The sequence below is a fragment of the Streptomyces sp. NPDC002845 genome, assembly GCF_053591955.1.
Genome location: NZ_JBSFUU010000050.1, coordinates 39,445 through 66,344 on the forward strand (window position 1 = coordinate 39,445; position 26,900 = coordinate 66,344).

Here is a 26,900-nt window from a genome sequence, read left to right on the forward strand (position 1 = left end):
TGGCGGACTGCTTCAGCCGTACCGCCGTCATCGCTGGGACGTTTCGAGGTAGTCGAACACCATGGCGGACAGCGATCCGTGTTCTTCGATCAGATCCTTCGTCGGCTCGTCGTACACCACGTGGCCCAGGTCGAGGAAAAGGGTCCGGTCGGCCAGGCGTTCCAGCACGGCGAAGTCGTGCGTGCACAGAAGGATCGAGCGGCCCGCGTCGCGGATTCGCCGGAACTCTTTCTCAGCGAGGTGCAGCGCTTCGAGGTCGATGCCGTTGAGGGTCTCGTCGATGATGGTCAGCGGCCGGCGCATGACGAGCGCGGACACCAGTTGCGTCTTCTTGCGCATGCCGTGTGAGTAGTCCTCGATGAGATGGTCGTAGCGGCCCTCCATGGAGAATTTGTGGAACAGGCCGATGGCCTCATCATGGTCGACATCGAGGTCGAACAGTTTACCCATCATGGAGATGTACTCGCGGGCGGTGAGGAACTCGGGCAGGTAGTCGTTGCTGGACAGATACATGCCCAACTGCTTCGCCTCGGGCCGGGCGTGCTCATGGCCGCCGATACGGATGGATCCGGACTGAAGGCGTACGAGGTCGAAGATGTTCCTGATCAGTGTTGACTTGCCGGAGCCATTGGGGCCGACGAGACCGACGATCGTGCCTTCCTCGACCGTGAAAGACACATCCAGGAGAACGTTGACAATGCCGTCATAGGAGTAGCTGACGTCGTTGACATACAGGAGAGACACTATCGCTTTGATCCTTTACCGAGTTCGGCAACCAGGGCGGTGCCCAGGAAGCCCGGGTACTACCGGGGGAGCTTCCTGGGCACCTGGCAAAACAGCCGTCAGGCGGCTACACGCATTCGGCGTTGACCTTCAGGCCGAAGTTCTTGAAGGACCAGTTGCCGGTGAACCTCTTGCCCTTCACCGTCACACACCAGACGACCAGGCCAGCGAAGATGGTGGCGCCCAGGGCGAGGATGACAGCGGTGAAGACCAGGAACCAGGCGTCGTAGCGGACGAGGCCCTTGTCGACCTTCGTCCTGATCGATGCGATGGCGCGTGCGGGCGTCGTGGTCGCGGCCACGTACGCGCCGATCGACGCGTTCGTGTAGGCACTGACGGCCTTCGCCTGTACCGATTCGTCGGCGGCTATGGGTTCCCGTACCAGAGTTGACGCAGACACAGTTGTTCTCCCCTGTGGTTGATGTTGTCCCCATGAAGGTGTCTTGTTCCTGGCAAGCGCTGCTAGTGTCCTGAAGGGCACCCTGCGGGACACTTCCTGAGTATCGCGATGACGGCTGCTTCCGCCCTCGATGTGATCTCCAACTTGATGAAGACGCTGGTGACATGCTTCTTCACGGTTCGTTCCGTGATGCAGAGGCGGTCGGCTATTGCCGTGTTCGACTGGCAGTCGCCCAGCGCGGCGAGAATCTCGCGCTCACGCTCCGTCAAAAGGGACAGGTCTGCGTCACGCACCCACGGCGGCATACTGGCCACTCCGCAGCAGGTGTGAATCTCTTCGTGATCATTGTTTCCGTCTAATGGCAGTCTCAATTTCGATCCCCCGTACGGAAATTTCGGTACCGGTTAAGGTTCACCGAAGTGCCTCGTCCCTGCGCGGGACATGGTCCTCCAGGGTTGTCCGGTGACGGGCTTGGTCGTAGTCCCGTGATCGCTGAGGATCGCACCAGTACTTGCGCGGACACCACCCTCATCTTGTTGCAACAGGCCATAGGGGGTGGGGGTAAATGCGCATCAACTTGCCCGAAAGGGTGCTCGGATGCGGCGCAGCTGTGTTGCGGAGGTGGGGGCGGCCGCGCATAGTTGCGCTGCGAAGGGGCTGGAACCGGGGGCGGAGGGTGATGGCCGGGCACGGGACGGACGAACACCCGCACGGTGCCGACCGACTGTGCGAGGCAGGGGACCGCGTGTACTCCCGGGCCGTACGGCGTGGGCGCGTGCCGCGGGACGACGCGGAGACCGTGCCCTGCCTGGTCGAGCTGGCCCTGCTGCACCCCGACCCGGACGACATGGGATGGTTGGTGCCCACCGCTCCCCAGGAGGTTATGACCCGGCTACTGCGCGGCGTTCACGAGGAGGTCAGCGCCAGCCAGGCCCGGGTGGGGGCGGCGGTCGCGGCCGTGGAGCGGTACGCGGGGCTCGGCGGCGGGCGGGTGCAGGCACCTGCGGAGAGCGCTGCGAGTACGGCGATCCGGGTGCTCGACGGGCTCGCACGTATCCGCGCCGCCATGGACGAGGCCACCGAGGCCTGCACCACCGAGGTGCTCACCGTCCAGCCCGGCGGCATCCGCAGGGAGGACGAACTCTCCGAGGGCCTGCACCGCGCGCTGGAGATGCGGCGGCGGGGCGTGCGGATGCGGGACCTGTACACGCATGTGGCCCGGCACGGCCAGGGCCTGCACACCTACATGGAGCTCATGGGCGACGCCGCTGAGGCCCGCACCCTGGACGAGGTCGTCGAGCGCCTGATCGTCTTCGACCGGACCGTCGCCTTCATCCCCGCCAACGCCGACCGCACGATGGCCCTGGAGGTCCGCCACCCCGCGCTGGTGGAGTACCTCGTGACGGTCTTCGAGCGGTTGTGGCGCCTGGGAATTCCGCTGACCGCTCCGCTCCCGTCGACCGGCATCGAGGGCATCACCCACCGGGAGCGGTCCATCGCCGCGCTGCTCGCCGAGGGACACCAGGACGCGGTGGTCGCGGAGCGGCTGGGGATCAGCGTGCGGACGTGCCGGGCGCATATCGCCCGGCTGTCGGAGACGTTGGGGGCGGCGAGCCGTACGCAGTTGGGGGTGCGGATCGCTCAGGCCGGCCTGGACGGGACGCCCCGTACAGCAGACCTCCAGCCCCTCACTGCCCCTCGTCCGGCTGTTCCAGAATCCCCGACCGGCCGATGAGGTAGCCGAGCTGGGCCCGGCTCTCGCTGCCCAGCGTCGCCGCGAGCTTGGCGATGTGGACGCGGGCGGTGCGGACGTTCATGCCCAGGCGGTCCGCAATTGCAGTGTCAGTGTGGCCCTCGACGAGGAGGGCGGCGATGGCGCGCTGGCGGGGTGTGATGCCGTTGAGGGACGGGCGCGGGACGGATTCCGGGTACATGGGCGTGGCCAGGCGCCAGAGGCGGTCGAAGGTGGTGACGAAGAAGTCGATGAGCGCCGGGTGACGGACTTCCAGGGCGAGGGAGCCGTCCTTGTCGGCGGGAATGAAGGCGAGCGTGGAGTCCACGACGATGAGCCGGTCGGTGATCTCGTCGAGCGAGCGTGCCTCTGCCTCGCCCCTCAGCCGTTCGTAGCGGGCGAGGACGGACGGCGCGTGGCGGAGCGTGTGCTGGTAGAGGGTACGGATGCGGCCGCCACGGTTCAGCAGGTCCTGGTCGCGGCTCAGGGCACGGGCCTGCGCCACCTCGCTGCGTCGGCCGGTATGGCCGGTGTGGGGCTGGATGCAGAGGACTTCCCGGGTCGCTTCCGCCATGGCCTCCGTGATGGCCTGGTTGATCCGCTCCGAACTGCTGAGGACTCTCAGGGCCGGTGTGCTCGACTCCGCCGCCGTACGGCGGCCGTCGATGTGCATGAGGGGCTCGAACGCGGCGGCCAAGCGTTCCTCTCGCCGCCGCTCGTCGGCTATGCGGTCCTCGACATTCCGCAGCAGCCGATGGAGTACGGCGGCCGGGGCGACGGGCTCCAGGCGGCTCAGGTCCTCCACGGCCGGGTGCAGCAGCCCGAAAGCGACGAGGCAAGGGGCTTTGTCGACGTCCTCGCTGGGCACATGCCCTTCGCGCAAGGCCCGTTCGTACAGCTTCGCTCCGGCTGAACACAGTTCCTCGACGCCGTGATCCGGATGCGATGCCGCGGTCACTGGTCGGCTCCGTGCTGCTTGAGAATTCCGGACTCGGCGATGAGGTAGCCGAGTTGGGCGCGGCTGCCGCTGCCCAGGGCCGTGGCGAGCTTGGCGATGTGGGCCCGGCAGGTGCGGACGTTCATGCCTAGGCGGCGGGCTATGGCCTCGTCGACATGGCCCTCGACCAAGAGCTTCGCTATGGAGTGCTGGATGTCCGTGATGCCGTCGGGGGCGGTTTCGTAGGGGGCGCCGGTGCTCAACGGGACCGCGCGGGCCCACATGAACTCGAAGACCTTGATCAGGTAGCGGACGACGCCCGGGTGACGCAGTTCCAGGGCGATCTGTCGGTCGTCGCGGGTGGGGATGAAGGCCACGGATTCGTCACAGATGATGAGACGCTCGACGAGTTCGTCGATGGTGCGGTACTCCACCTTGCCGTCGGAGAAGTGGGCCACGTAGGCCAGCGTCTCGGGGCTGTAGCGTGCCGTGTGCTGGTAAAGAGTACGGATGCGTACACCACGTTCGATCAGAGGTCTGTCACGCTCCAGTCCTTGGACGAGGGTGTGTTCGAGGCGGCGGCCCCCCGGTTGCACCGTGAGCATCTCGGACTCGCACTGTGCCGTGGCCAGGTCGAGAGCCGCGTTGATGCGGTCGAAGCCCTCCAGCACCGTGATCGAGTGAGTGGGCGCCGCCGTCTGGGCGCTGAGGGTCATGAACGGCTCGAAGGTGTCCGCCAGTTCGATCGAGAGGCGTCTGCGCTCGCTGATCTCGCGTTCTATGGGATTGAGTCGCTGCGCCAGGGCGACCGACGGGGGAACCGGGCGCAGCCACTTCGCGTCATCAGGGTCCGGGTGCAGGAGCGCGAGCTCTATCAGGCAGGGGGTGGACTCCACGTCCGCACGGGCTATCCGTCCCGTGCGCAGAGCGTTCGCGTACAGGCGGCCACCCTCCTCGCACAGGTCCGTCACCTCATGGGGATGTGTCGCTTTGGTCCGATTCGTTTCCAAATCTCCACCCCCCAGGGTCCTGAACGTGCAGGAACATGATGCACCGATTGTGTGGCCATGACGTGCCCGAATAAGCCATCGTCGTATCCGACGGGGGAAGAGGTGACCTTCAAGTGAGGACGAAGCCGACTATGCGCAAGAGAATGCTTCGCTCGGTGCTTGTCGCTGCCTTCTCCGCCGTTGTGACCTTCGGCGCGCTGAGCGGCCTCTCCGAAGCGAAGGGTGGGGCTCAGGCAGACAGCAGTTGGGGCCCGAACGTGGTGGTTGCCGCTGCGGCGGACGACAGTAGCTGGGGGCCGGTGACACCGGCAGGGACAGATGACAGTACCTGGGGCTGACTGAGATGACCACTCCACCCGACGACCGCTCCTTCCGCCGAGAAATGGCCACCGCCTACCGCTCCGGCTGGCACTTCATCGACCTGGTCACCGCCATCCCCCACAGCGGTGACTCGTTGATGGTGACCGTGTTCGGAGAGCCGGTGGTGGTCACCCGGGACGAGGACGAGGATGTCCGGGCGTACCGGTGTCTGCGGCGCCCGCGCGGCGCGCCGCAGCCCGTGCGGTGCGCCGTACGGTACGGAATGATCTTTGTGAACCTCGATCAGCGTGACCACCGGCTAGCCGAACCGGAGGCCCCGGACGTACCGACCATCACAGCCACCCCCCGCAGTGCCTGACGCGATTCCCCCGTCGTTGTAGATCGCGCAGGCGCTTCCCCCCGCAGCGGCGTCACCGTGACCTGAACACGGTGACGCCGCTGCAGTTTTGCGTGAAATCTCTAGATATCCGCCGGTATCAGTACCGGCTGGATTCAGTCGCGTGCCCGCGTGTTTATTGCGAACTTCTTACGCAAGCCGTCCCGTGCCCAATCCGTGCTGCCAACTCGTGCTGCCCAACTCGTGTGCCCATCGCCTTGAGTGGAATAGACTCAACTTTGTGTACGCTGGCTGAGTCAGTACGGGGGACGGACGTACGGTGAGACGGCTGACGCAAGGAGGAGAACGGACACGTGGACGCCGAGCTGACCAACAGGAGCCGGGACGCGATCAACGCGGCCAGTAACCACGCCGTGTCGGAGGGGCACCCGGACCTTACCCCCGCTCACCTGCTCCTGGCTCTGCTCCAGGGGCGAGGCCGACAGGCAAACGAGAACATCACCGACCTGCTGGCCGCCGTCGACGCCGACCAGGCGGCCGTACGCGCCGGCGCCGAGCGCATCCTCGCCGGTCTGCCCAGCGTGACCGGCTCCACCGTGGCGCCGCCCCAGCCCAACCGCGAGCTTCTCGCCGCGATCGCCGACGCGCAGGCGAAGGCCAGGGACCTCGGGGACGAGTACCTCTCCACCGAGCACCTCCTCATCGGCATCGCCGCGAAGGGCGGCCAGGCGGGTGAGATGCTTTCCCAGCAGGGGGCCGGTGCGAAGAAGCTGCTGGATGCCTTCCAGAAGGCGAGGGGTGGACGCAGGGTGACGACGGCCGACCCGGAGGGTCAGTACAAGGCCCTGGAGAAGTTCGGTACCGACTTCACCGCCGCCGCCCGCGAGGGCAAGCTCGACCCGGTCATCGGGCGGGACCAGGAGATCCGGCGGGTCGTGCAGGTGCTGTCCCGCCGTACGAAGAACAACCCCGTCCTCATCGGTGAGCCCGGCGTAGGCAAGACCGCCGTCGTCGAAGGGCTCGCGCAGCGGATCGTCAAAGGTGACGTGCCCGAGTCCCTCAAGGACAAGCGGCTCGTCGCGCTCGACCTCGGGGCGATGGTGGCCGGGGCCAAGTACCGCGGTGAGTTCGAGGAGCGGCTGAAGACGGTCCTGGCCGAGATCAAGGACTCCGACGGGCAGATCGTCACCTTCATCGACGAGCTGCACACCGTGGTCGGCGCCGGCGCGGGCGGTGACTCGGCGATGGACGCGGGCAACATGCTCAAGCCGATGCTCGCCCGCGGTGAGCTGCGCATGGTCGGCGCAACCACCCTCGACGAGTACCGCGAGCGGGTCGAGAAGGACCCGGCGCTGGAGCGGCGCTTCCAGCAGGTGCTGGTCGCCGAGCCGAGCGTCGAGGACTCGATCGCCATCCTGCGCGGGCTCAAGGGGCGGTACGAGGCCCACCACAAGGTTCAGATCGCCGACGCCGCGCTGGTCGCGGCGGCCACCCTCTCGGACCGCTACATCACCTCCCGCTTCCTCCCCGACAAGGCCATCGACCTCGTCGACGAGGCGGCCTCCCGCCTCCGTATGGAGATCGACTCGTCCCCCGTCGAGATCGACGAACTCCAGCGCGCCGTCGACCGCCTCCGCATGGAGGAACTGGCGCTGAGCAAGGAGACGGACGCCGCCTCCCGCGAGCGCCTCGACAAGCTGCGCCGTGATCTCGCCGACAAGGAAGAGGAGTTGCGGGGCCTGACCGCCCGCTGGGAGAAGGAGAAGCAGTCCCTCAACCGCGTCGGCGAGCTGAAGGAGAAGCTCGACGAACTCCGCGGACAGGCCGAACGCGCCCAGCGCGACGGCGACTTCGACACCGCCTCCAAGCTGCTGTACGGCGAGATCCCCTCCCTGGAGCGGGACTTGGAGGCCGCCAGCGAGGCCGAGGAGGAGGTCGCCAAGGACACCATGGTCAAGGAGGAGGTCGGCTCCGACGACATCGCGGACGTCGTCGCCTCCTGGACCGGCATCCCGGCCGGACGCCTGCTGGAGGGCGAGACGCAGAAGCTGCTGCGCATGGAGGACGAGATCGGCCGCCGGCTCATCGGCCAGACCGAGGCCGTGCGCGCGGTGTCGGATGCCGTACGCCGCAGCCGTGCCGGTATCGCCGACCCGGACCGCCCGACCGGCTCCTTCCTCTTCCTCGGCCCCACCGGCGTCGGCAAGACCGAACTCGCCAAGGCCCTCGCCGACTTCCTCTTCGACGACGAGCGGGCCATGGTCCGTATCGACATGTCGGAGTACAGCGAGAAGCACAGCGTCGCCAGGCTGGTCGGCGCGCCTCCCGGCTACGTCGGCTACGAGGAGGGCGGCCAGCTCACGGAAGCGGTGCGGCGCCGCCCGTACAGCGTCGTACTCCTCGACGAAGTCGAGAAGGCGCACCCCGAGGTCTTCGACATCCTCCTCCAGGTGCTCGACGACGGCCGCCTCACCGATGGACAGGGCCGTACGGTCGACTTCCGCAACACCATCCTGATCCTGACCTCGAACCTGGGCAGCCAGTACCTGGTCGAGCCGCTGACCAGTGAGGCGGAGAAGCGGGAACAGGTCCTTGAGGTGGTCCGCACCTCCTTCAAGCCCGAGTTCCTCAACCGCCTCGACGACCTGGTCGTCTTCTCGGCGCTGGCCAAGGACGAGCTGGCCCGGATCGCCCGGCTCCAGATCGACGGCCTCGCCAAGCGGCTCGCCGAGCGCCGCCTCACCCTGGAGATCACCCCCGAGGCCCTGGCCTGGCTCGCCGACGAGGGCAACGACCCGGCGTACGGCGCCCGCCCCCTGCGCCGCCTCGTCCAGACCGCCATTGGCGACCGCCTCGCCAAGGAGATCCTGGCCGGGGAGGTCAAGGACGGGGACACGGTCAGGGTGGCGGTGTTCGGGGACGGATTGATCGTCGGACCGTCCACCGGAAAGACGCTCTGAGCTGAATTCCGCCAAGGACGGGCCAACCGTACGGGGCAGGGGTTGCCACCCCCCGCCCCGCATGGGGGAGGATGGCGGAATCCGTACGAAGGGAAAATCACGGTGAGCATCGACCCGTCCTCGATTCCGAGCTTCGGGGGCCAGCCACAGCCGAAGCCTCAGCAGCCGGCAGGCCCCGTGGTCCCGGATCAGGACCTCGTGAAGCAGCTCCTGGACCAGATGGAGCTGAAGTACGTCGTCGACGACGAGGGTGACCTCGCGGCGCCGTGGGAGCAGTTCCGTACGTACTTCATGTTCCGCGGCGAGGGTGACCAGCAGGTCTTCTCGGTGCGGACGTTCTACGACCGGCCCCACAAGATCGACGAGAAGCCGCGGCTGCTCGAAACGATCGACGACTGGAACCGGCGGACCCTGTGGCCCAAGGTCTACAGCCACACCCACGACGACGGCACCGTCCGTCTCATCGGTGAGGCCCAACTGCTGATCGGCACCGGCGTCAGCCTGGAGCACTTCGTCTCGTCCACGGTCAGCTGGGTCCGCGCCGCCATCGAGTTCGACAAGTGGCTCGTCGAGCAGCTGGGCCTGACGGAGGAGATCGACGAGGCGGACAAGCCCGAGGAAGAGTAACCAGCCAGGGCCCACGCCAGAGCCCGGCCAGGACACCGACCCCTACACGGTCGCGTGCCGGGCCGGGCTCTTGCCGTACGCGGACCGGTACCGGTGGTGGTCCGCGCGCAGGCCCCGACGGCGGGAGAGCCGCGCGCAGGCGTTCTCGCACAGGCCCCCACGGTGTGAAAGCCGCCCACGCGCGGGAGGGGCCGTGCCGGTGTGTCAACGCCCGTCGCCTACAGAGGGCTCGACGAACCCGTCTCCTGCGACCCCCGAGCCGTATGTCCACACGCGACGGGCGGACACACCGGCACGGCCCCGACCCACCCCCACCACAGCAGGCGCCTAGAACGCCGCCCGCAGCCTCTTCGCCGCCTCCTGGAGCACCTCCGTCCGCTTGCAGAACGCAAACCGCACAAACGGCGCCCCCACCCCCCCCGGTGGTCGTAGAACACGGCGTTCGGGATCGCGACGACACCCGCCCGTTCCGGCAGGGCGCGGCAGAATGCGAAGCCGTCGGTCTCGCCTAGCGGGTCGGCGTCCTGGATGAGCGGCGGCAGCATCTCCAAGGAGACGCTGCAGGAGAACCCAGGGTCCGTGGCGGTGGTGCGGGGGCGGTCCACGTCGCGGATCCAGCCCCGGCCGCTGAGCGCGTTGAGGACTGTCTCTGGCCCCTCGAAGCCGACGTCGGGCGCCTCGCGGGCGTCGATCGCAACGAGGAGATCGGCGAGCGCCTCGTACGGGACGCCGGCGGTGAAGTACGCGTTCCACGCCGGCATCGCGGAGGTGGCATGCGGGCGGGCGCTCAGCTGCCAGGCAACCGGGAGACCGCCCAGTTCGAACGGGTAGGCCGCGAGGATCCATTCGGCGCCGCGCAGCTCATCCGGGCTGACGTACAGCAGGGTGTGGCGGGAGGTAGGCCACATGCGCCAGCCGAGGCCGGCCAGGGTGTCACCGATCCGTTCGACGAGTGCGCCGTCGTCACCCGCCAGATGGCGCGGGGTGACCCAGTACACCGGACCCGGCGAGTCGGGATGGGAGGGTTCGCTGGGGTGGTGCGGGTGCAGGGGCGCCTCCGTGGGCTCAGGGGGAAGGGTTTCCGTCAGGGCGTTGTACGTTGACATGCCCCTGCAGCAGTGCACCAGTCATTGCCGGATCTTTCCTGTCTGCCCCCGGCGAACTGAGATCTCCGCTGTCGTTGTGGGATCTCAAATCGCCTGGCCGAATCTCACGGCTAGTGGCCGATCGGCCACGGGCCTGAGACTGGCTGGTCGGCGTGTTCACTCGTTGGAGTGAGCCACACGTAAGACGGACCCTCCATGCTGCCCCACGATCCATCGGCAGATCGCTTCCACGACGTAGCCTTGCTCGGCGTCGTCGAGCGCACATCCGGCGGGGATGCTGTCCTGTCGCATTGAAGCTGTCGGATTCTCACTCGTTCTCGTTCACGCTGTCGGGTTCTCATCGCGTCACGCGCTGGGCGCAGCGTTTGCTTCGTTTGTGGGTTTTGTCTCACTTCGTTGGTCTCGTTCCCACTGCACCTGCCACGGTCGCTTTCGGCATGTAGAGCCGAGCTGGCAGAAGGTTGCTCGCTTCGGTAGTTCCACATCTTCCTGGCCGAGAGCTGCTCCCCGGCGGCGAGGCCGCACCGCAGCCTGGTGAACCTCGCGCCGGAGCCCGAACCGGGCCCAAGGTCGATCGGCCGGCCGCGGCGTAAGTCGCGGCCGTTCCTCGTCATTGGCGGCTGATCGTGCGGGTGACGCCCGCCGCGATCGTCGTCGCGAGGACCCAGCCCGTGATGATCAGGGCGTAGGCCAGCGACTGGAGTCCCGTGCTGGTCGGCGTATAGGCATGTTCCTGGCCGAAGTCGATGATCGGCAGCAGAAGGTCGAGTGTGTAGAAGAGCGCGTTGAAGGGCGGGGCCTCGTCCGGTTTCAGGGCGCGGGGGCGCTCGGCCGTGTAGGCGAGTGTGCCGATCAGCAGGAGTGAGAACAGCCAGGAGGCCGCGCGGACGGGGCGGAAGCCGTAGCCGACCGTGGCGTCCTGGACGTGGCCCCACAGGCGGGCGTAGGGCGGCAGAGTTGCGCGGTGCCGGCGCTGTTTGGCGAGTTGGACCGTGCGGGCCGCGCCGTCGTCGCCGATGCGGCGGTAGGCGGCGGTGAGTTGTTCGTACGAGAACGGGACGTGGCCGTCTCTGTCCCGCCGCAGCAGCGCCAGTCGGCGTTCGGCCAGCTCGTGCGGGGCGAGTGTGGTGTAGGTCAGGCCGTCGAGCCGGACCTCGTCGGGCCAGGTCTCCGGGGCGATGTGGAGCAGATCCAGTTGGGAGCGGCGCAGTGAGACCATGCCCTGGATGGGCCGGGCCTCGCGGAACCAGAGTTCACCGGCGACCAGGCTGCTGGCTCGCAGAGCGACACCGCCCGGGTGGGAGAGAGTTGCGTAGGCAAAATTGAGCTGGCCTGGTATGCGGGCACCGCGCAGATTGATCCGGCCGTTCGAGACGAGCCGCATCGCGTGCAGATCCGCGCCGACGCTGAGCGTCGAGGCGTGCAGGGTGGTGTCAGTGGGGTTGTCGAGCCGCGAGTCGCTGAGGCCGAGCGTGCCCGCGATCGTCGCTCCCTTGAGGCAGAGTTCGCCGTTCGCCGTCAGGTACCGGGCATTGAGGTCGGAGCCGACCGCCAGGCCAGTGCCGCGCAGGGCCACGCCCGCGGGGCAGTCGAGCTGCGCCTCGTCGAGGTCGAGGGCGCCCGCGATGCTCGCGCCGTACAGGCGGAGCGTGCCGTGCACGGTCAGGCCGCGTGCCGAGAGATGGTCCTCGATCACGGCGCCGTTGAGCTGCACGACGTCCTCGCGACGCCGGTTCGGGACAGATGGGATGGGCGGGACGGAGGCGTCGTCGGGCAGCGGCGCGGAGGTCGCGTCGGCCCCCTGAGCCGGTTCGCCGATGCGGGCACGGTCCAGGAACAGTGCCCCCGTGATCCGCGCCCCGGCCAGGCGTACGGGACCGCGCACCCGGCACAGCGTCAAGCGCAGTGAGTCGTCGAGTCTGAGCGCCGTGGCATGCAGCGACGGCAGGACGGAGACGCCGAGGCTGAGTCGGCGTAACTGGGCGCCGTACAGGTCGACTTCTTCCTCGAAGTAGCAGGCCCACAGGTGGACGGGGCAGTCGACGGCCGCGTACTGGAGGTCGAGCCGGCCCGTGATCCGGGCGCCCGCCACCTTGAGGACGGCGGTCTCGCCCGCCGTGCGAGGCCCGTTGAGCAGCAGGGTGCGCAACACCTCGGCGCGCAGGGTGCGTTCGGGTCCCCAGGTATTCCCGGCCGTGGTTTCCTCGTCGGGGGTCGTACGGAAGTTGACCTCGGTCCCGCACGGAAACGCCTGCCAGACCCGCAGCTCGGCCGGGGTCAGCTCGTCGATCTCCATCGCGCGACTGTGGCCACGCGGGCCGGTCCTTGTCAACGGGTCTACGGGTTCACCACGATCAACAGAGCTGTTCCGTCCATCAGCACGATTCCGCGAAAGCCATGTCAGTTGAGAACACTGAGGCCCGGTGTTCTCAATCAACGTGCCACCCCATCAGGTCAGCGGCTTGCCATCTGACAGATGCACTTCGACAGGACAACTGAGGAGGTACCCGACACCACAATGATTGAGGTCAGGCGCGCGGTGCTCGCCGGACACAAGCTGCGCATCCACTACGCGGCCACAGGCCAGACACCACAGTGGCGCACGGTGGACCCGATCGGCCTGGTCACCGTACGGGACCGGGGCTACTTGCTGGCCACGAGATCTGGCGCGGACCGCACCTACCGGCTGTCGCGGGTGTTGGCCGCCGAGGAACTCCCCGAAACGGCACAGCGACCAAACCGGGTCGATCTGGACCGGATCTGGCGGGAACGCTCCGCGCAGTTTCTCTCCGGCGGCGACCACATCACCGTGCTGGTACGGGTGAACCCGGCGCGGCGGGAGGACCTGCTGGACACCGCGCTGGCCGTCCGCGCAGAAGAACCCGACGCAGACGGCTGGCTGCGGCTGAAGGTGACCTTCCAAGATTCCCGACACGCCGAATGGGTACTGTGGCAGCTCAGCACGGACGCGGAAGCCCTGGCCCCGCAGTCGCTGCGCACCTCCCTACGCAACCGCGCCGCCGCGATTGCCACCCGCTACGGAGACTCATCCTGAGACTGGCGCTCCCCAATGACCGGTTTCTACGCGGATCCGTGTCAAAACCCGGCTCAACAGCCTCAGTGCCCGTCTGCACGTGCGACGGTGAGGAGGGAGCAACTCCGTCCTGACTGGCGGACGGTGGTGAATGAGGTGCGGGTGGTCAAGGTCACCGGCGGTCTGACCGGAGGCGAGTGCACCACGTCCGTCCGCACGGACGAACTGAACCTCTACCGGTACCAATGGAGCGGCATGGACGGGGCCTGGGGCAGCTCACGCGTGTCCGGGACGGTCTATCCGATCTACGACTGCACCTCGTAGGCGAGGGCGCTCCCGTCCGTGCCTCGGACGGGAGCGCCCGGGCCTTCGGATACACGCCCTCCTCCATCACACGCTCAGCGGCGAACTCACCGGCGGCCATTGACCTCCACGCTCTCCCCGGGCCAACTGCCGGGGGAAATGAGGAAATGGCCACGCTCCTGAGACAGGAACGTGGCCACGGGCGTGAGACACCGCGACAACGCGCAGGCCACAGTCCTCCGAGATGTCAAAGGGCATGAGATCCCACAGTCGTTGTGTAGACCACGACTCGCTGCGCATTGTCGGCGCTCGATGCGCAGCGAATGCGCAAATTCAGGCTTGGGTGCGCGATGACTCCGGACCGTAACTGCCAGTTGGCGGTTTCTGGTGATCGTTGAGGGCGGGACGCGCGGCTGACGGTTCCAGGTCGCTCGCCTGGCCGGGTGACCGGATGGTGATGGCGGCGGCTCGCGTGCTCATGGGTGGGAGTGAGCGGTGGGTCGTTGGGCGAGGGCTTTGCTCTGGGCGGGCAGGCCGATGCGCCAGGAGAAGATCACGGTCATGACCATGCAGATCAGCGCGAATAGGAGGACCCCGACTCCAACCTCGCTCCGGACGAAATAGGAGAACGCGGCCACCGTGAACACGCCGGACGCCAGTCCGAACGCGGATGCGAGCGTCGGCACCGCGCGTTCCGCCGGCAGTCCCGCACCGGCGGCCAGTGCGACGCTCACCAGCGCGTCCGGGGCGACGAAGGCGCTCTCCACGTCGCTCACGAGCAGATTGACGAATGTTCCCAGGCTGATGAAGACAGCCACGCATCGGCCGGCAGTAAGGGTGGTGGGCATTTTCCGCCTCCTTCGGTCCGGCGGCGCTCACCGCCACACAGTGACCGTTGTGTTGTCTACATCGTAGACATGGCGAAGGCAGGATGTCTACGATGTAGACAAGGTGCGAGAATGGAGGCATGGCCAGAACTCGCTTCCTCACCCCTGAACTGATCGTCCGCAAAGCCCTGGAGGTGGGGGATCGCGGCGGTGCGGAGGCGATGACGATGCGCCGGATCGCAGCGGAGCTGGGATGCGACCCCATGGCGCTCTACCGGCACTTCGCAAACCGTGAGGCCCTGCTCGACGCCGTTGCCGACCTCGCCGTCGCCGAGGTGAGGGACGCCGACCTCCGGATGCCGTGGGATGAGCGCATCTCAGTGGCCGCGGACGCCATCCGCGAGGCCGCGCTGAGGCATCCGGGGATTACAGCGCATCTGGCCGCGCGTCCGCCCATGGGAGAGAACGGGCGGCGGATCGCTGCGGGTGTGCTGGGGGCGCTCGGGGCGGCCGGGCTGCCGCCGGCCACGGCGGTACGAAGCTTCCAGACACTCATGGCCTACCTGGCCTCGTCGCTGGCCATGGCGGTCCAGGCGGGGGCGCGGGACCGGCGCTGGGAGCATGTACGCGACATGGTGAACGGGCTGTCCGGAGCCGCCGCTCCGGGCGAGGAACTGTTTGTCGTCGGGTCAGCCGAACAGTTCCAATTCGGGCTGCGGCTGCTGCTGGCCGGCATCAGGGCAGAGGCCGCAGCCGGTCAATGACCGACCGTCTGCGGACCGACCCAAAAGACGTCCCGGCGTCTCCAGCAGTCGGAATGGAACCGGGCAGCCCGCCCTGCTGAACGTGACCAAGCCCGGCCTCAGACGGCCGCGTTTGCTCACGCCCAGCCGACACAGCGGGTGCGCATCGAGCGCGGATTACGGAGTTTCCGCAGGAACCACTGCGCGTCAGGCCGCGGAACCTACACGTTGTAGGGCCTCAAATTTCGTGTCGGAATCTCACGGCTGGTGCCGGATGGAAGTCGGATCCGACGTGGCGCTGAGACATGCAGGTCGCGCCTGTACCTTGTTCGCGTTGAGACGCCGACGCCTGGAATGCCAAGCGGCCGGGCCGGGAACAGCCGGTCCGGCCGGCACGGTTGCATCGACCGGGGGACCGGCGCCGCACGGGCGGGGAACACGGAGACCACAAGGTCGTCCGCCCCACCCGGATCCGGGCCCCAGGATCGCGGTACGCCCGCCGCGCACTCGGACCAAGACGTATTTCTGCAGGAGGACTGTTTCATGACTGACCGGCCCTTGACGCTCATGGCAGTACACGCCCACCCCGACGACGAGGCCACCGGAACCGGAGGCGTCCTCGCGCGGTACGCGGCGGAAGGCATCCGCACGGTTCTCGTGACGTGTACCGACGGCGGTTGCGGTGACGGACCGGGGGGTGTCAAGCCGGGCGATCCCGGGCACGATCCGGCGGCGGTCGCCTTGATGCGCCGTCAAGAACTTGAGGCGAGCTGTGACGTCCTGAAGGTCAGCGATCTGGAGATGCTGGACTATGCCGACTCCGGGATGACGGGCTGGCCGAGCAATGACGCCCCCGGATCCTTCTGGCAGACCCCCGTGCAGGAAGGCGCGGCCCGACTCGCGGAACTCATGCGGCACTACCGACCTGATGTGGTCGTCACCTACGACGAGAACGGCTTCTACGGCCACCCCGACCACATCCAGGCCCACCGCATCACGATGGCGGCGCTGGAGATGACCGCGCTGGCACCGAAGGTGTACTGGACCACGATGCCCCGCTCGATGATGCAGCGGTTCGGCGAGATCATGCGCGAGTTTCATGAGGACATGCCGGAGCCGGATCCTGCCGAGGCCGCCGCGATGGCCGAGATCGGCCTCCCCGACGATGAGATCACCACGTGGGTGGACACCACCGCGTTCAGCGGTCAGAAGTTCGACGCGCTGGCCGCGCACGCCAGTCAGGGCGAGAACATCTTCTTCCTCAAGATGGGCAAGGAGAGGTTCGGCGAGTTGATGGGCATGGAGACCTTCGTACGTGTCCAGGACGCCACCGGCGCGGCCGTACCCGAGAACGATCTCTTCGCCGGACTGCGCTGATCCGCCCGCCCGACCGGCCGGGAAAAGCTCATCGACCGCACGGCGCGATCGAGCGGGTCACACACCCGGAGGCTTGTCCACGCGAGTTCCGCTCCGGCAGCCCGCCTCCAGGCCCTCGCCGGCGGCGTCGACGCGTGCCCGCACTGCCGACCCGACACCGCGCTCGTCCCCAAACCACCTGGCAACCGCACAAGTGGGAGACCTTCGGGCTGCTGACTCGGAAGGTGCGCGACAGCCCAGGTCACAAGCCCGGCGGTCTGCTCCGATCAAGGCAGACCGCCGAGGAAGCGACACGAAGCTGAGGCTCCGATGTCCGACACGCGGTGAGGCAACGGAAGAAGCAGCAGGACACGAGGGCGGTCTCCGACACCAACCGCAAGACCCAGTCATCCGATCGAGTCGTTTGACCACTGATTGTTCGGGCACCGGGCCGCCGATTCGCCTGCATCGGCTGATACTCGTCGCTCTGCCCGCACCGCTGAGATCGCCATGATTGGCGTCCGTACCTGAAGGAGTTCCCGTGGGCCAGCGCACCGTCACGCTCATCGCCGCACCGCTGGGGAGCATGCAACCCGGCCGGCCGATCGACTGGGACCAGCTCCCGCCCGCCGCGCGCACATGGGCCGACGAACAGGCCGGCAACGACAACGAGATGCTCACTGCCCTCGACGGCAACCACCGAGCCGAGCTCCAGGCCAATTACGACGTCTATGTTGTCGAATTGGGCTGACTGACCGACTCTGCGGCCCTTGCTCGCACAACAAACCTCGTTCCCTCTTCGGAGGCGCCAGGGCGGCAGGAGCCGGCGAGCCGGGTACGGATGATCTGCTGCCCTGGCTGCTGTCACGTCTGGCGGCGGAACTGCCGGCCGATGAGTACCGCACGACTGCCGTCCTGCATCCGAACATCTGGTACGGCCACGGCGCTGGACAGGTCCGTGCGTGGCTAATCGCGCGCAAGCAGAACGGCGCCGACTCACGCAGGTGAGCCGGCGCCGCGCCCAATCTCAAACGTCGATGCGGGCGACCTTACGGCCCACCTTGAGGTGCAGCTCGGCACCTTCGAGCGCGCCGATCTCGCCGACGACTTCGCCGAGCGTCTGCTGAACAGAAGCCTCCGTGAGCGGCGTCGGCTGCTGGCCTCCGTTCGATTCGCGGATCAGACGGAGGCCCTTCTGCTGAGCCACACGGCGCACGGCGGAAATGCTGGGGGCGAAGTCCAGCGTGCGGCTGATCAGCGCCCCGAGCGTGTCCTCGCCGTGGTCCTTCAGGGAGATGACGGGGAGGTTCTGGGTGTCCCCGAAAGAGCGCTTGGAGAAGCGCGCCGTGAACTCCGCGCGAGCGGCAGCCGCAGCGTCCAAGCCGTGGAGGGCGGCCACCACCTCGCCGGCCAGGATGCGCTTGATGGCCATCGGGTGCGCGGTTCCCTCCTCCAGACGCTTGATGACTACGCGGATCTCGTCGTCCGTCCATTCGGTGAGCAGCTGGAGGTACGGCTCGGTGAGGTGGTCGGGGATGGACATCAGCCGGCCGTAGACGTCATCAGGCGATGCCGTCAGGCCCACGTAGTTGCCCTTGCTCTTGCTCATCTTGGTGCCGGTGCCGTCGGTGCCCTCGATGAGCGGGGTGGTGATGACGACCTCGGGTGTCTGCTCCGAGATCTCCATGACCTTGCGGCACATCTGGAGGTTCAGCAGCTGGTCCACACCGCCGAGTTCAACGTCGGTGTCGATGGCCACCGAGTCCCACGCCATGACCACGGAGTAGACGAACTCGGCGACGGACAGCCCCTGCCCCTCCGCGAGCCGGGTGCGGAAGTCCTCGCGCTGGAGCGACATGGAGACCGGCACCCGGGCGAGGACTCCGACGAGCTCAGGCAGGGTGACCTTGTTCAGCCACTCGCCGTTGAAGCGCAGGTCGGCACGCTCGAAGTTGATGAACGGCGTGACCTGCTGCTGGTAGCCGCTCAGGTTGCGGGCGATGTCCTCGTCAGTGAGGGTCGGCCGCTCCGAGGACCTTCCCGACGGGTCACCGATCTTGGCCGTGACATCACCGATGATGAAGACGACGTGATGGCCCATCCGCTGGAACCGGCTGGCGATGATGATCGGCACCACATGGCCGAGGTGGACATCGGGCGAGGTCGGGTCGATGCCGTACTTGACGACGAACGGACGCCCCGCGTCCCGTGCGGCTTCGATCTTCTCGGCGAGCACCGCGGCCGAGGGGATCAGGTGATTCGCGCGCCCCTCGACCAGGGCCGCCTGCTCCTGCGGGGAGAGGTCGGAGAGGCCCAGGGAGCGCCTGGCTGTTGTCTCGTCGAGCAGCTGCGCGACCGTATAGTCCGCGTCCAGGTCCGCCCCGCCGAGGATGTGCATGACACGGGTGACAGACTCGCTCAAACGACTCATAGCGCCTATACGATCCTGCGTCGGACAACTGCCTGACCAGTACACGGGATTGGAAGCCGCCATCTTGTCAGCGTCACCTTCGACGCAGCGACGGAATAATCACGCATGAGCCACTCCGCCAGGGACCTTGACCATGCCCTGTGCTGGCCCGCCACGTTCTACGTTCTCCAAGGGCCGTGCATCATGAGCACTACTGTCCCTCGTTGCGCGGTGCGGAGCGGCGATGGCTGTGGCCAAGAGGCTCCAAGCGGCCTTGGTTCCGTGCTCTGTGAAGCGGAACCCCCATTGCCCCTTGGTCAGTTCGTGCACGATGCAGAGCCCCCGCCCCCGTTCGGCGAGCAACCCACTCCTCGAGTCCAGACCTCCTGGACAGCCTTCTGAGCTGGCGGTTGTCCAGGGGAGTACAGCCGCGGCGTAGAGGTTCGCGGGGAGGGCGGGATCACCGTCGTGGATCTCGCAGATGTACTGCCCCATGGCCGAGCGAAGGTGCATCTCGTACGGACCGCACGCGTGCTCGTGTGCGTTCGCCACGAGCTCCGAGACCGGCCAGGACGTCATCGCTGATGATGTCGCCGTACAGGCCCACATCCCTCAGGACGCGTCGCAGGACAGCCCGCGCCTCGCCGGTCGGGTTGATGGTGTGGTCGGTCCAGCGGTACACGCGGCCGAGAGCGGCGGATGGTTCGCTGATCATCGGGCTGCGGACCTCCTGTGGATGACATGTCTGTGGCCTTCTCCCAGGACTCCGAGGCAGGTCACAGTAGCGTCGGCAGTGCCCGCCGAAGGGCGGCGCGAAGGCCCGACGCCGCACCCTGACTTCAAGTGCACTCGAACCCGGGAGAATCGTGGCTCGGTCCGTCGGCCACAGGGCCGGCCGCGAGTCACGCCCCTCAACGATGGCCGCCGGTTCCGTTGGTGCTCATGGGTGTTTATGAGCGCGCGATGCGTGAGCGGCAAGGCTTACGGGCGCTGTCGGCCCACCCCGGGCATCCCCGTTCCAGAGCCTGGTCACTGAGAGTATGGACGGGTGAGTGCTGACGAATTGGGGCTCTGGGTACCGGATCGTCCCGAAGATGTGGCCGTGGTGTTCGGCAAGGCGGACTTCCCGTGGTGGATCGCCGGCGGGTACGCGATCGAACTCGCGGTCGGTCATGAGCTGCGCCCGCACGCCGATCTCGACATCCTGGTCCTTCGCCGCGACCACGCCCTCGTCCGTGATCTCCTGGCCGACTGGGACCTGTACGTGGCGGACCCGCCTGGCCAGGGAAAGCTGCGGCCGTGGCGTTCTAGGGAGGCTCTTCAGCCACCACTCCACGACATCTGGTGCCGACGTACGCCGGAGGCGCCCTGGTCGGTGCAGCTCATGCTGGATGAGTCCGAAGGCACGCAGTGGATCTCGCGGCGCTCCCCGCAGATCCGGCTTCCCATCGAGCGGGTCGGCAGGACGAGCGCGAACGGCATTCCCTACCTGGCGCCGGAGGTGCAGCTCTTCTACAAGGCGAAGGCCACCCGGGACAAGGACGAAACCGACTTCGAAGCGGTGCTGCCGCTGCTGGATGTGTCACAACGCATCTGGCTGGCGGACGCGATCAAGGTGATCGCGCCGGACCACCCCTGGCGACGGCGGCTCCTGCCGGTCAGCCGAACGTGAGAAGCGGGACGTCGTAGAGGTCGGGGTTCCGGGGCCGAGTCATCGTGGGCGACGTGACCTCCACGACCAGCAGCTCGCTGAGGAACTGGACCTTGGCGCTGAGGAGGTGGCTGGTACGGCCGTCGGCCGACTGGGCCTTCAGGCCGGCGGAGACGTGGATGTGGGGAAGTATGTCGCCGGTGGCCGGGTCGTGCGCCAGGGTGCCCGCGCCGAACGCCTCGACGTTGGTGACGTACGTCTTCGCCCACACCGGCTCGTCCGGGTCCGCGAGCTTTTCGCAGGCACCAACGATCTCGGCCTCCGCGAAGGCTCCGATGAACGAGGGGATGTAGCCCTGCCGTACACCGTGCTCCTCGGCCGCAGCGAGCTCACCTGCCGCACCACCGGCCGCCGGTATCCGACGCTCGACATCCATCTTGTGCCCGCCGCCGGAGTCGCGTCCGCCGAGTACTTCCGGGACATCCAGCAGTCCGGCCGCGTACTCGCGAAAGCCTTGTCCGAAACACTCTCTGCCCCGGCGTCCACAGCCTGTGCCTGCACGACCCCCGCCCGTCCCACCGAAGGAGGCAGTCAGTGATCCACATAGCCGAGACGCTCTCCATCCGTACCGTGGAGGGCTTCCTCGCGCCGAGCGAGATCGAGTACCTCGGCCACCTCATGGATGAGGCACTCGTTTCTCCCGGACGCGACAAGTACGGCACGGCCCGTCGTACAAGCATCCACGAGATCCCCGGCCACTCCCTTGCCCAGGCGCAGGAGGTCTACGAACCGGCCGGCCGGATCGAGATGACCGAGATCCCGTACGAGGCAGCGGTCATTCTCGACCAGGCCCTGAAGCACCACATGGTCGCCATCACGCACACCCTGCCCTCGGTCTCCCGTCACCGACCGTGGATCTACCTCGAGTACGGCCCAGGCCAGTACATCACCCCGCACGCTGACGGCATCGCCCCCGATCCCCTCGCCCGGCCCCGTCAGATCGCCGCCGCCACGGTCACACTCGCAGACGCCCACAGCGGCGGCGCGTTCTATGTCGAGACGATGGGCAGCGCCGCCGTCTGGACCGCCAACGAGGCGCCAGCCGAGTCCGGTTACGCCCCCGGGATGCGCTTCATACACGACGGCACGGACACGTCCTCCCCGTGGTTTCGCACCATGCCGCGCACCCGATGGAGTGTCGCGCCCGCTCCCGGCACGCTCGTGGTCTTCGGCAGCCAGCTCGTCCACGGCACCGAGCCCGTCCTCACCGGCCGAGTCCGCAAGTTCCTCACGTTCTTCCACTCCGAGTAGGCGGTGCTCCCCCGTGCACGGACCCCGCGGCCCGCCTCCCACTGCAGCACCCACGTCATCCCAGCCCACGGCCTTAACCAGAAGGAGCGCGAGCAGTGGCAGACGACAAGACATTCGACGAGTTCCTGGAGGCGGTCGCGTCGCTACGCGACAGCGACACCGTACGCACCACCGCGCACACATCCAACGCGGCCACGGAGACCTGGCTCGCCACCACAGCGAACCCCGACGCCACCGAGCCCACCACCACGTCCTGATCCGCTGCCGGGGCCGGACCAGCCGGGTCTGGCCCCGGTCGACCCCCTGGAACCCAGATGAGCACCCTTCCCCCGGAAGTCCTGGTCGCCCTCGACGGCATCGCAGCCCACCAAGAGATCAAGACCGACCGCATCGCCTCCGTACTCGGCAACAACCTCGGCCCGTCGGCTCTTGGCTACGCCACGGCCCACCACCTGCTCGAAGGCGCCGAACACGCCGCTCGTGCCCGAGACGCGGACCTCCTGGCCTGGTACCGGAAGACGACGACGCCAGACCTGAACCACCTGTCCGTCGGCCCGCACATCCTGCTCAGCCCGCGCCCCGGGGACCTGTTCCGCTCGGACATCTCGGAGACGGCGTACTACCTTCTCCGCCCCGACACGAGCTCTGCCACGCCCGAAGCCCAGGCACTCGTGCGGGACGCCGTCACCTCCGCCACCGAACACGGCTTCGGCACGCTCCTCGCCCAGCACGCACCCATCGTCTGCCTGCTCAGCCGCCGCCGACTGGACGAAACCCTCCACAGCTGGTCCCTGACGCGCCTCCCTGGCACCGTCTTCACCGACTACACCGCCCACCCCGAGGTCCTGGCCCGCGACCTGATCCACGAAGCCGCCCACAACTGGCTCAACGACGCCCTGACCGCACACGCCGTCTGCCTCCCCGGCGACGTCACCTTCTTCTCCCCCTGGCGGGGGAGCCCTCGCCCCGTCTACGGCTTCCTCCACGCCTGCTGGGCGTTCTCGCTCACCGTGCTGTACGTACGGCAGGTCCGCCCCAGTGTCACGGGAGCTGTCGCCCCCTTCCTGGACGCCCACCTGTGCCAGCAACAGGAACGGTTCGCTGCTGCCGTCGATTACTTGACGAAGGCTCTCTCATACGTCCCTGCCAGTGGGATTCGTGAGCGCATCAGCCACGCGGTCGACGAAGTCGTCGGAGTGGCGTAGATCCTGGAGCACGGCATCGCCTTCGGCTACGTGATGAACTACATCATCGGCGGCCCTGCCGATGTGCCTGCGACGCCGCTGGTCGACGCGGTGCGAAGGTCGCTGGCGTGACAATCGGTTGACAGCGGAAGGTCACGCCACGTGCGCTGCCGGGACAGGATTTCGGCAAACCGGACAGCGTCAGCCCTGGGCGACCGCACTCGGGGCTGTGGCCGCGCCGAGTGTGTCGAAGAGATCGAACATCGCCGCGATCGGGCGTGGAGCGGGAGCCGCGAAACTCTGCTGGAGTGAAGTGCTCGGCGACCACGAGCTGTTGTCACTGCTCACCATCACCTATGGCCGGGCGACCCGACTTCACAGCATCCGCTTTCACACGCGCTCACGAGAGGCTGACCTAGGCTCCAGATCATGACCAGGGGTGGGCAGGCGGTAGGCGCGGTGGGTAAGAGCCGCCCGGGGTGGCGCCCGGACAAGTTGAGACAGCAACGCGAAGCCCACGGCCTGACGCTCGAAGGCGCGGGCGAGCAACTGCGCGAGGTGGCCCGAGCTGCGGGGCTCACAGTGCCGGCCGCCAACTTTCAGACGCTGTGCCAGCACGAACAGGGTGAGGTCTATCCCGGACCGCACTACCGTCGCGCGTACTGCCTGCTGTACCGCTCGACCGAGCCTGAGCTCGGCTTCCGTAACGCTCTGCCCGACGAGGCCACGAAGCTCAAGTTCACCGCGTCGAGCGAACCGCAGAACGGCGCCCACGTCCTGGCCGTGGAGCGGGCGTTGCACCAGCTGGCACCGAGCGCGGAGGACGCCGACGGCTTGGGCGTCCAACAGCGGATCCTCGATGCCTGGAAGCGGCGTCACACCGGCGGTGATCCGAACCGGCCGACGCTGATGACGGTCGGCGGCTACGCGGGCAGCGGGAAGTCGGAGTTCGCCCGCTTCATATCCCAGCTCACCGGCTGGCCCGTCCTCGACAAGGATCCGATCACACGCCCCCTCGTTGAGCGCCTCCTCGTAGAGATGGGCAGCGAGCCCAACGACCGGCACACCGACCTCTACCGGGAGAAGGTCCGCCCGCTGGAGTACCAGTGCCTGCTGGAGACCGCGTACGCGAACATCGACTGCGCGATCAGCACCGTACTCTCCGCGCCCTTCATCTCCGAGACCACCGATCCTCGATGGATGCGGCGCCTGATCAACCGCTGTGAAGCGCGTGGCGTTACCGTCGCTGTCGTCTGGATTCAGTGCGACCTCGACACGATGCACGAGTACATCAGCTTCCGGTCCGCCGGCCGGGACAGCTGGAAACTCCAGAACTGGGACACGTACGCCAGCGGGATCGATCTCGAACTGCGGCCCGTCGTACCGCACTGTGAACGATCACGTAATTCCCCGGGCCCGGCGTCACGTAATTCCCCAGGTTCCTGACCTCGTCCATGTCTACTTGATCGAGGGCTTGCTTGTCTTGTCGGTGCTGCCTCCTCGGGGCCGCTTGTTGGGCCGGTAGCTGGGCCCGTTCATGATCACTTGGTGGCTGGTGTTGATGAGCCGGTCCAGGAGCGACTCGGCGACCACGGGGTTGGGGAAGAGCGGATACCAGTCACTCGGCGCCCGGTTGCTGGTCAGGATCAGCGACCGGCCTTGGCGCTCGGAGACCAGTTCGTAGAGGTCGTCGGCCTGGGCCGCGGTGAGCTGGCGCATCGCGAAGTCGTCGAGGATGAGCACATCGGGACGTACCAACTCGCGCAGTCGGCGGTCCCAGGTGCGGTCCGCGTGGCCGCCGGCCAGGTCCGCCAGGACTCGGCTGGTCTTCGCGAAGCGGACGTTGGCGCCCTGCCGGATGGCCAAGTGTCCGAGTGCCTGGGCGACGTGTGTCTTTCCGACGCCGACCGGCCCGAACAAAATGACGGACTCTCCGGTGTGCAGCCAGCGCAGGGCGGCGAGGTCGCGGATCTGGGCGGCGGGCAGCTTCGGCGAGGCCGTGAAGTCGAACTCCTCCAGGGTGACCTGCTGCTCGAACTTCGCCCGGTGCAGGCGGCGTTGGAAAGCGACGGTGTCGCGGCGGGTGATCTCGTCCTGGCAGAGCGTCTGCAGGAATTCGAGGTGGCCGAGCTCGCCGCCGTGGGCCTGGGCCAGGCGGGCGTCGAGGGTTTCCAGCATGCCCGAGAGCTTCAGCACGCGCAGTGCGTCCCGCAGGGCAGTGTCCATGATGGTCATCACGCAACTCCTTCTTCGTGACGGTGGTCATCACGGTGGTCGTTCGCCATGTCGGGGGTCGCGACGGTCGAAAAGAGCCGCGTCGGGCCGTGCAGGAAGGCCGCGGCGCCGCCGTCGCCGCTGGTCTCGGGGGCGGGTTCGGTCTCGGTGCCGGCGAGGAGGATGCCCTTGATGGTGCGGTAGGACGGGTCGCCGACCGTGGTGGCCTTGGCGCAGGCGGCCTCCAGCCGGGCGTCGCCGTACTTCTTGCGCAGTCCGAGCACGCCCTGGGCGGCGCGGAGCCGGTAGAGCGCGTTGACTTCCAGCAGGCCGTCGATCACCTCCTTGCAGGCGGCGCCGACCTGGACGGACTGGGTGCGGCACCAGGCCGGGGTCCGCATATGGAACGTGATCTTCTCGGGCGGGTAGTCGCCGTGGTGGGTGCGTTTGCCCTGCTCAAGTGCCGCGTGGGTCTTGACCAGTTCGCCCTCGTGGAAGACCTGCACGAAGCCGGCGGTGGAACGGACGTCGACGCGCTGGCCGATCAGTTTCCACGGCACCGAGTAGAGGGTGCGGCCGGCCTTGATGTGGATGTCCGGGCCGACCGTCGCCGTACTCCAGCGGGCCAGCACGAACGGCGTCTTCGGCAACGGCAGCAGCGTCTCTTGCTCGACGGCCTCGAACACCGACAGAGGCGATGCCCCGCCCGGCGGCCGGCACTGCCGGCGGCCCGCGACTTCGCTCGATCAGCGGACTGCGTCGGCCTGCATGTGCTCGAGAGAGACGAACTCCCGCCCACGCCACCACGAATCACGTATATAGGGCATAGGACGCTCAACGCGGGGCTTGTCTTTTGGTTTCAGAGCGCGAGCTGGATCTACCAACGTGCCGTAATGCGTGGCGAGTTCGGCATACGCCTTGTTGATTTTAGGGTCGTAGAGGTCGGGCTTGTCCACCCCGGTCTTCAGGTTGTCGGGCACGAGCCGCTGGGTGACGCCGCCGAAGAACTTGAAGGCTTCGACGTGCGACTCGGTCCAGGAGTGCTGGTCGAGGTGGATGACCGGGCGGACGAACATGTGCCGCGAGCAGGCCAGGATCATCACGAACGCCCAGATCCGGTGCCGCTTTCCCGAGCGCGGATTGATCCACTGGCCGAGGAAACCGTAGTCGATCTGAGCCTCCAGGCCCGACTCGGCCTCGTCGCGCAGGACGGTGACCTGCGACCGCTTCGTGTCCTCGGGCAGTGTCGCCGATATCCACCGCCGCAGTGAGGACACCGACACACTCAAGTCGTGTTCGTCGCACAGCCGTTGGTGGATCGTCGAGACGGTCACCGTCCCCAGCAGGCTCTTGATGTAATCGGTGCTTGTCGATCTCGGGCCAGGTCACCTGCCGCAGTCGCCTGTCGGCGAGTTCGGGAAACCAGCCCTTGATCAGCTCGGCCCAGTCCTTCTCGGCCATCGCCGGGCCGCCCGGGGTCATCCCGGCGGCCTCCGCCGGGGCCAGGTACTTCCTGATCGTCTTGCGGTCCAGCCCCAGCGACGCGGCCAGCTCACTCTTGGAGCGGCCCGCGTACCAGTGGACGTAGATCTCGGTCACATCGACCACGTTGAACGTTCTCCTTGCCATCGTGCGCTTCCTTCGACCTTGAACC

At 67.4% G+C, this 26,900-nt stretch carries 24 protein-coding genes and 4 pseudogenes; 14 read left to right on the top strand and 14 right to left on the bottom strand.

Annotated features, from left to right (window positions below; all coding sequences use genetic code 11):
* Nucleotides 1-27: 27 nt before the first annotated feature.
* The 3 genes from ACWD3C_RS30790 to ACWD3C_RS30800 form a co-directional block, all read right to left on the bottom strand.
* Nucleotides 28-744 (bottom strand): ATP-binding cassette domain-containing protein, encoded by a 717-nt coding sequence (locus ACWD3C_RS30790; protein ID WP_451149439.1) that lies wholly within the window; start codon nucleotides 742-744, stop codon nucleotides 28-30.
* Between the two features lie 106 nt (nucleotides 745-850).
* On the bottom strand, nucleotides 851-1,183 hold the full coding sequence (locus ACWD3C_RS30795) for a hypothetical protein (protein WP_451149440.1): 333 nt from the start codon (nucleotides 1,181-1,183) through the stop codon (nucleotides 851-853).
* Between the two features lie 62 nt (nucleotides 1,184-1,245).
* On the bottom strand, nucleotides 1,246-1,476 hold the full coding sequence (locus ACWD3C_RS30800) for a response regulator transcription factor (protein ID WP_451149441.1): 231 nt from the start codon (nucleotides 1,474-1,476) through the stop codon (nucleotides 1,246-1,248).
* Nucleotides 1,477-1,862: 386 nt separating this feature from the next.
* On the opposite strand from ACWD3C_RS30800, the gene ACWD3C_RS30805 reads away from it, so the two are divergent.
* Nucleotides 1,863-2,918: a LuxR C-terminal-related transcriptional regulator gene (locus ACWD3C_RS30805; protein WP_451149442.1), complete on the top strand. Its 1,056-nt coding sequence runs from the start codon at nucleotides 1,863-1,865 to the stop codon at nucleotides 2,916-2,918.
* Here the strand turns inward: ACWD3C_RS30805 and ACWD3C_RS30810 are convergent.
* A complete protein-coding gene (locus ACWD3C_RS30810) occupies nucleotides 2,872-3,873 on the bottom strand; it encodes a LuxR C-terminal-related transcriptional regulator (protein WP_451149443.1) in 1,002 nt (333 codons plus the stop codon). The two genes, ACWD3C_RS30805 and ACWD3C_RS30810, sit on opposite strands and share 47 nt — an antisense overlap.
* Complete coding sequence (locus tag ACWD3C_RS30815) at nucleotides 3,870-4,862, bottom strand: helix-turn-helix transcriptional regulator (RefSeq protein WP_451149444.1); 993 nt, start codon at nucleotides 4,860-4,862, stop codon at nucleotides 3,870-3,872. The genes ACWD3C_RS30810 and ACWD3C_RS30815 overlap by 4 nt, the downstream gene beginning before the upstream one ends.
* A 343-nt stretch (nucleotides 4,863-5,205) precedes the next feature.
* On the opposite strand from ACWD3C_RS30815, the gene ACWD3C_RS30820 reads away from it, so the two are divergent.
* The 3 genes from ACWD3C_RS30820 (at nucleotide 5,206) to ACWD3C_RS30830 (ending at nucleotide 9,107) form a co-directional block, all read left to right on the top strand.
* Nucleotides 5,206-5,541, top strand: coding sequence for a hypothetical protein (locus ACWD3C_RS30820; protein WP_451149445.1), 336 nt, complete (start codon nucleotides 5,206-5,208; stop codon nucleotides 5,539-5,541).
* A gap of 332 nt (nucleotides 5,542-5,873) precedes the next feature.
* Nucleotides 5,874-8,480 carry an ATP-dependent chaperone ClpB gene (gene clpB, locus ACWD3C_RS30825; protein WP_451149446.1) on the top strand — a complete coding sequence of 869 codons (2,607 nt, stop codon included), beginning with the start codon at nucleotides 5,874-5,876 and terminating at the stop codon, nucleotides 8,478-8,480.
* A 102-nt stretch (nucleotides 8,481-8,582) separates the two neighbouring features.
* A complete protein-coding gene (locus ACWD3C_RS30830; protein WP_451149447.1) occupies nucleotides 8,583-9,107 on the top strand; it encodes a YbjN domain-containing protein in 525 nt (174 codons plus the stop codon).
* A 327-nt stretch (nucleotides 9,108-9,434) separates the two neighbouring features.
* Here the strand turns inward: ACWD3C_RS30830 and ACWD3C_RS30835 are convergent.
* The 3 genes and pseudogenes from ACWD3C_RS30835 to ACWD3C_RS30845 all read right to left on the bottom strand — a co-directional run.
* Nucleotides 9,435-9,631 (bottom strand): annotated as a pseudogene (locus tag ACWD3C_RS30835) (aminotransferase); the annotation flags it as partial.
* 159 nt (nucleotides 9,632-9,790) lie between these two features.
* Nucleotides 9,791-10,213: pseudogene (locus ACWD3C_RS30840) on the bottom strand (DUF317 domain-containing protein); the annotation flags it as partial.
* Between the two features lie 610 nt (nucleotides 10,214-10,823).
* Nucleotides 10,824-12,509, bottom strand: coding sequence for a membrane-associated oxidoreductase (locus tag ACWD3C_RS30845; RefSeq protein ID WP_451149448.1), 1,686 nt, complete (start codon nucleotides 12,507-12,509; stop codon nucleotides 10,824-10,826).
* A gap of 198 nt (nucleotides 12,510-12,707) precedes the next feature.
* Between ACWD3C_RS30845 and ACWD3C_RS30850 the strand changes: the two are divergent.
* Nucleotides 12,708-13,268 (top strand): annotated as a pseudogene (locus ACWD3C_RS30850) (helix-turn-helix transcriptional regulator); the annotation flags it as partial.
* Between the two features lie 141 nt (nucleotides 13,269-13,409).
* Complete coding sequence (locus ACWD3C_RS30855) at nucleotides 13,410-13,571, top strand: hypothetical protein (RefSeq protein ID WP_451149449.1); 162 nt, start codon at nucleotides 13,410-13,412, stop codon at nucleotides 13,569-13,571.
* 455 nt (nucleotides 13,572-14,026) lie between these two features.
* Here the strand turns inward: ACWD3C_RS30855 and ACWD3C_RS30860 are convergent, their stop codons facing one another.
* Nucleotides 14,027-14,398 carry a hypothetical protein gene (locus tag ACWD3C_RS30860; protein ID WP_451149450.1) on the bottom strand — a complete coding sequence of 124 codons (372 nt, stop codon included), beginning with the start codon at nucleotides 14,396-14,398 and terminating at the stop codon, nucleotides 14,027-14,029.
* 119 nt (nucleotides 14,399-14,517) lie between these two features.
* Here ACWD3C_RS30860 and ACWD3C_RS30865 point away from each other — a divergent pair, with 119 nt between their 5' ends.
* From ACWD3C_RS30865 to ACWD3C_RS30875, 3 genes are all read left to right on the top strand, one after another.
* Nucleotides 14,518-15,141, top strand: a complete 624-nt coding sequence (locus ACWD3C_RS30865) for a TetR/AcrR family transcriptional regulator C-terminal domain-containing protein (RefSeq protein ID WP_451149451.1) — start codon at nucleotides 14,518-14,520, stop codon at nucleotides 15,139-15,141.
* A gap of 522 nt (nucleotides 15,142-15,663) precedes the next feature.
* Nucleotides 15,664-16,497, top strand: coding sequence for a PIG-L family deacetylase (locus tag ACWD3C_RS30870; RefSeq protein WP_451149452.1), 834 nt, complete (start codon nucleotides 15,664-15,666; stop codon nucleotides 16,495-16,497).
* A gap of 520 nt (nucleotides 16,498-17,017) precedes the next feature.
* Nucleotides 17,018-17,227 carry a hypothetical protein gene (locus ACWD3C_RS30875; RefSeq protein ID WP_451149453.1) on the top strand — a complete coding sequence of 70 codons (210 nt, stop codon included), beginning with the start codon at nucleotides 17,018-17,020 and terminating at the stop codon, nucleotides 17,225-17,227.
* 276 nt (nucleotides 17,228-17,503) lie between these two features.
* On the opposite strand, the gene tyrS is transcribed toward ACWD3C_RS30875, so the two are convergent.
* Nucleotides 17,504-18,907 carry a tyrosine--tRNA ligase gene (gene tyrS / locus ACWD3C_RS30880; protein ID WP_451149454.1) on the bottom strand — a complete coding sequence of 468 codons (1,404 nt, stop codon included), beginning with the start codon at nucleotides 18,905-18,907 and terminating at the stop codon, nucleotides 17,504-17,506.
* A gap of 439 nt (nucleotides 18,908-19,346) precedes the next feature.
* Complete coding sequence (locus tag ACWD3C_RS30885; RefSeq protein WP_451149455.1) at nucleotides 19,347-19,601, bottom strand: hypothetical protein; 255 nt, start codon at nucleotides 19,599-19,601, stop codon at nucleotides 19,347-19,349.
* Nucleotides 19,602-19,934: 333 nt separating this feature from the next.
* Here ACWD3C_RS30885 and ACWD3C_RS30890 point away from each other — a divergent pair, with 333 nt between their 5' ends.
* The gene (locus ACWD3C_RS30890; RefSeq protein WP_451149456.1) at nucleotides 19,935-20,558 is read left to right on the top strand and encodes a nucleotidyltransferase domain-containing protein; all 624 of its coding nucleotides are present in this window, start codon (nucleotides 19,935-19,937) and stop codon (nucleotides 20,556-20,558) included.
* On the opposite strand, the gene ACWD3C_RS30895 is transcribed toward ACWD3C_RS30890, so the two are convergent.
* Nucleotides 20,545-20,973 carry a PCC domain-containing protein gene (locus ACWD3C_RS30895; protein WP_451149457.1) on the bottom strand — a complete coding sequence of 143 codons (429 nt, stop codon included), beginning with the start codon at nucleotides 20,971-20,973 and terminating at the stop codon, nucleotides 20,545-20,547. The two genes, ACWD3C_RS30890 and ACWD3C_RS30895, sit on opposite strands and share 14 nt — an antisense overlap.
* A gap of 158 nt (nucleotides 20,974-21,131) precedes the next feature.
* Here ACWD3C_RS30895 and ACWD3C_RS30900 point away from each other — a divergent pair, with 158 nt between their 5' ends.
* The 4 genes from ACWD3C_RS30900 (at nucleotide 21,132) to ACWD3C_RS30915 (ending at nucleotide 24,478) form a co-directional block, all read left to right on the top strand.
* Nucleotides 21,132-21,848 (top strand): 2OG-Fe(II) oxygenase, encoded by a 717-nt coding sequence (locus ACWD3C_RS30900; protein WP_451149458.1) that lies wholly within the window; start codon nucleotides 21,132-21,134, stop codon nucleotides 21,846-21,848.
* 95 nt (nucleotides 21,849-21,943) lie between these two features.
* A complete protein-coding gene (locus ACWD3C_RS30905) occupies nucleotides 21,944-22,105 on the top strand; it encodes a hypothetical protein (RefSeq protein ID WP_451149459.1) in 162 nt (53 codons plus the stop codon).
* A gap of 57 nt (nucleotides 22,106-22,162) precedes the next feature.
* Nucleotides 22,163-23,053 (top strand): aKG-HExxH-type peptide beta-hydroxylase, encoded by an 891-nt coding sequence (locus ACWD3C_RS30910; RefSeq protein ID WP_451149460.1) that lies wholly within the window; start codon nucleotides 22,163-22,165, stop codon nucleotides 23,051-23,053.
* Between the two features lie 408 nt (nucleotides 23,054-23,461).
* Complete coding sequence (locus ACWD3C_RS30915; protein WP_451149461.1) at nucleotides 23,462-24,478, top strand: AAA family ATPase; 1,017 nt, start codon at nucleotides 23,462-23,464, stop codon at nucleotides 24,476-24,478.
* A 12-nt stretch (nucleotides 24,479-24,490) separates the two neighbouring features.
* Here ACWD3C_RS30915 and istB read toward each other — a convergent pair whose 3' ends face one another.
* Both istB and istA read right to left on the bottom strand, forming a co-directional pair.
* Nucleotides 24,491-25,267 (bottom strand): IS21-like element helper ATPase IstB, encoded by a 777-nt coding sequence (gene istB / locus ACWD3C_RS30920; protein WP_451149462.1) that lies wholly within the window; start codon nucleotides 25,265-25,267, stop codon nucleotides 24,491-24,493.
* Nucleotides 25,267-26,854, bottom strand: a pseudogene (gene istA / locus ACWD3C_RS30925) (IS21 family transposase). The gene istB and the pseudogene istA overlap by 1 nt, the downstream one beginning before the upstream one ends.
* Nucleotides 26,855-26,900 lie beyond the last annotated feature (46 nt).

Coding starts and splice junctions, on each gene's coding strand:
- ACWD3C_RS30805 (WP_451149442.1), top strand. CDS start 1,863: ATGGCCGGGCACGGGACGGACGAACACCCGCACGGTGCCGACCGACTG.
- ACWD3C_RS30820 (WP_451149445.1), top strand. CDS start 5,206: ATGACCACTCCACCCGACGACCGCTCCTTCCGCCGAGAAATGGCCACC.
- ACWD3C_RS30845 (WP_451149448.1), bottom strand. CDS start 12,509: ATGGAGATCGACGAGCTGACCCCGGCCGAGCTGCGGGTCTGGCAGGCG.
- ACWD3C_RS30860 (WP_451149450.1), bottom strand. CDS start 14,398: ATGCCCACCACCCTTACTGCCGGCCGATGCGTGGCTGTCTTCATCAGC.
- ACWD3C_RS30865 (WP_451149451.1), top strand. CDS start 14,518: ATGGCCAGAACTCGCTTCCTCACCCCTGAACTGATCGTCCGCAAAGCC.
- ACWD3C_RS30870 (WP_451149452.1), top strand. CDS start 15,664: ATGACTGACCGGCCCTTGACGCTCATGGCAGTACACGCCCACCCCGAC.
- tyrS (WP_451149454.1), bottom strand. CDS start 18,907: ATGAGTCGTTTGAGCGAGTCTGTCACCCGTGTCATGCACATCCTCGGC.
- ACWD3C_RS30885 (WP_451149455.1), bottom strand. CDS start 19,601: ATGATCAGCGAACCATCCGCCGCTCTCGGCCGCGTGTACCGCTGGACC.
- ACWD3C_RS30895 (WP_451149457.1), bottom strand. CDS start 20,973: ATGGATGTCGAGCGTCGGATACCGGCGGCCGGTGGTGCGGCAGGTGAG.
- ACWD3C_RS30910 (WP_451149460.1), top strand. CDS start 22,163: ATGAGCACCCTTCCCCCGGAAGTCCTGGTCGCCCTCGACGGCATCGCA.
- ACWD3C_RS30915 (WP_451149461.1), top strand. CDS start 23,462: ATGACCAGGGGTGGGCAGGCGGTAGGCGCGGTGGGTAAGAGCCGCCCG.
- istB (WP_451149462.1), bottom strand. CDS start 25,267: ATGACCATCATGGACACTGCCCTGCGGGACGCACTGCGCGTGCTGAAG.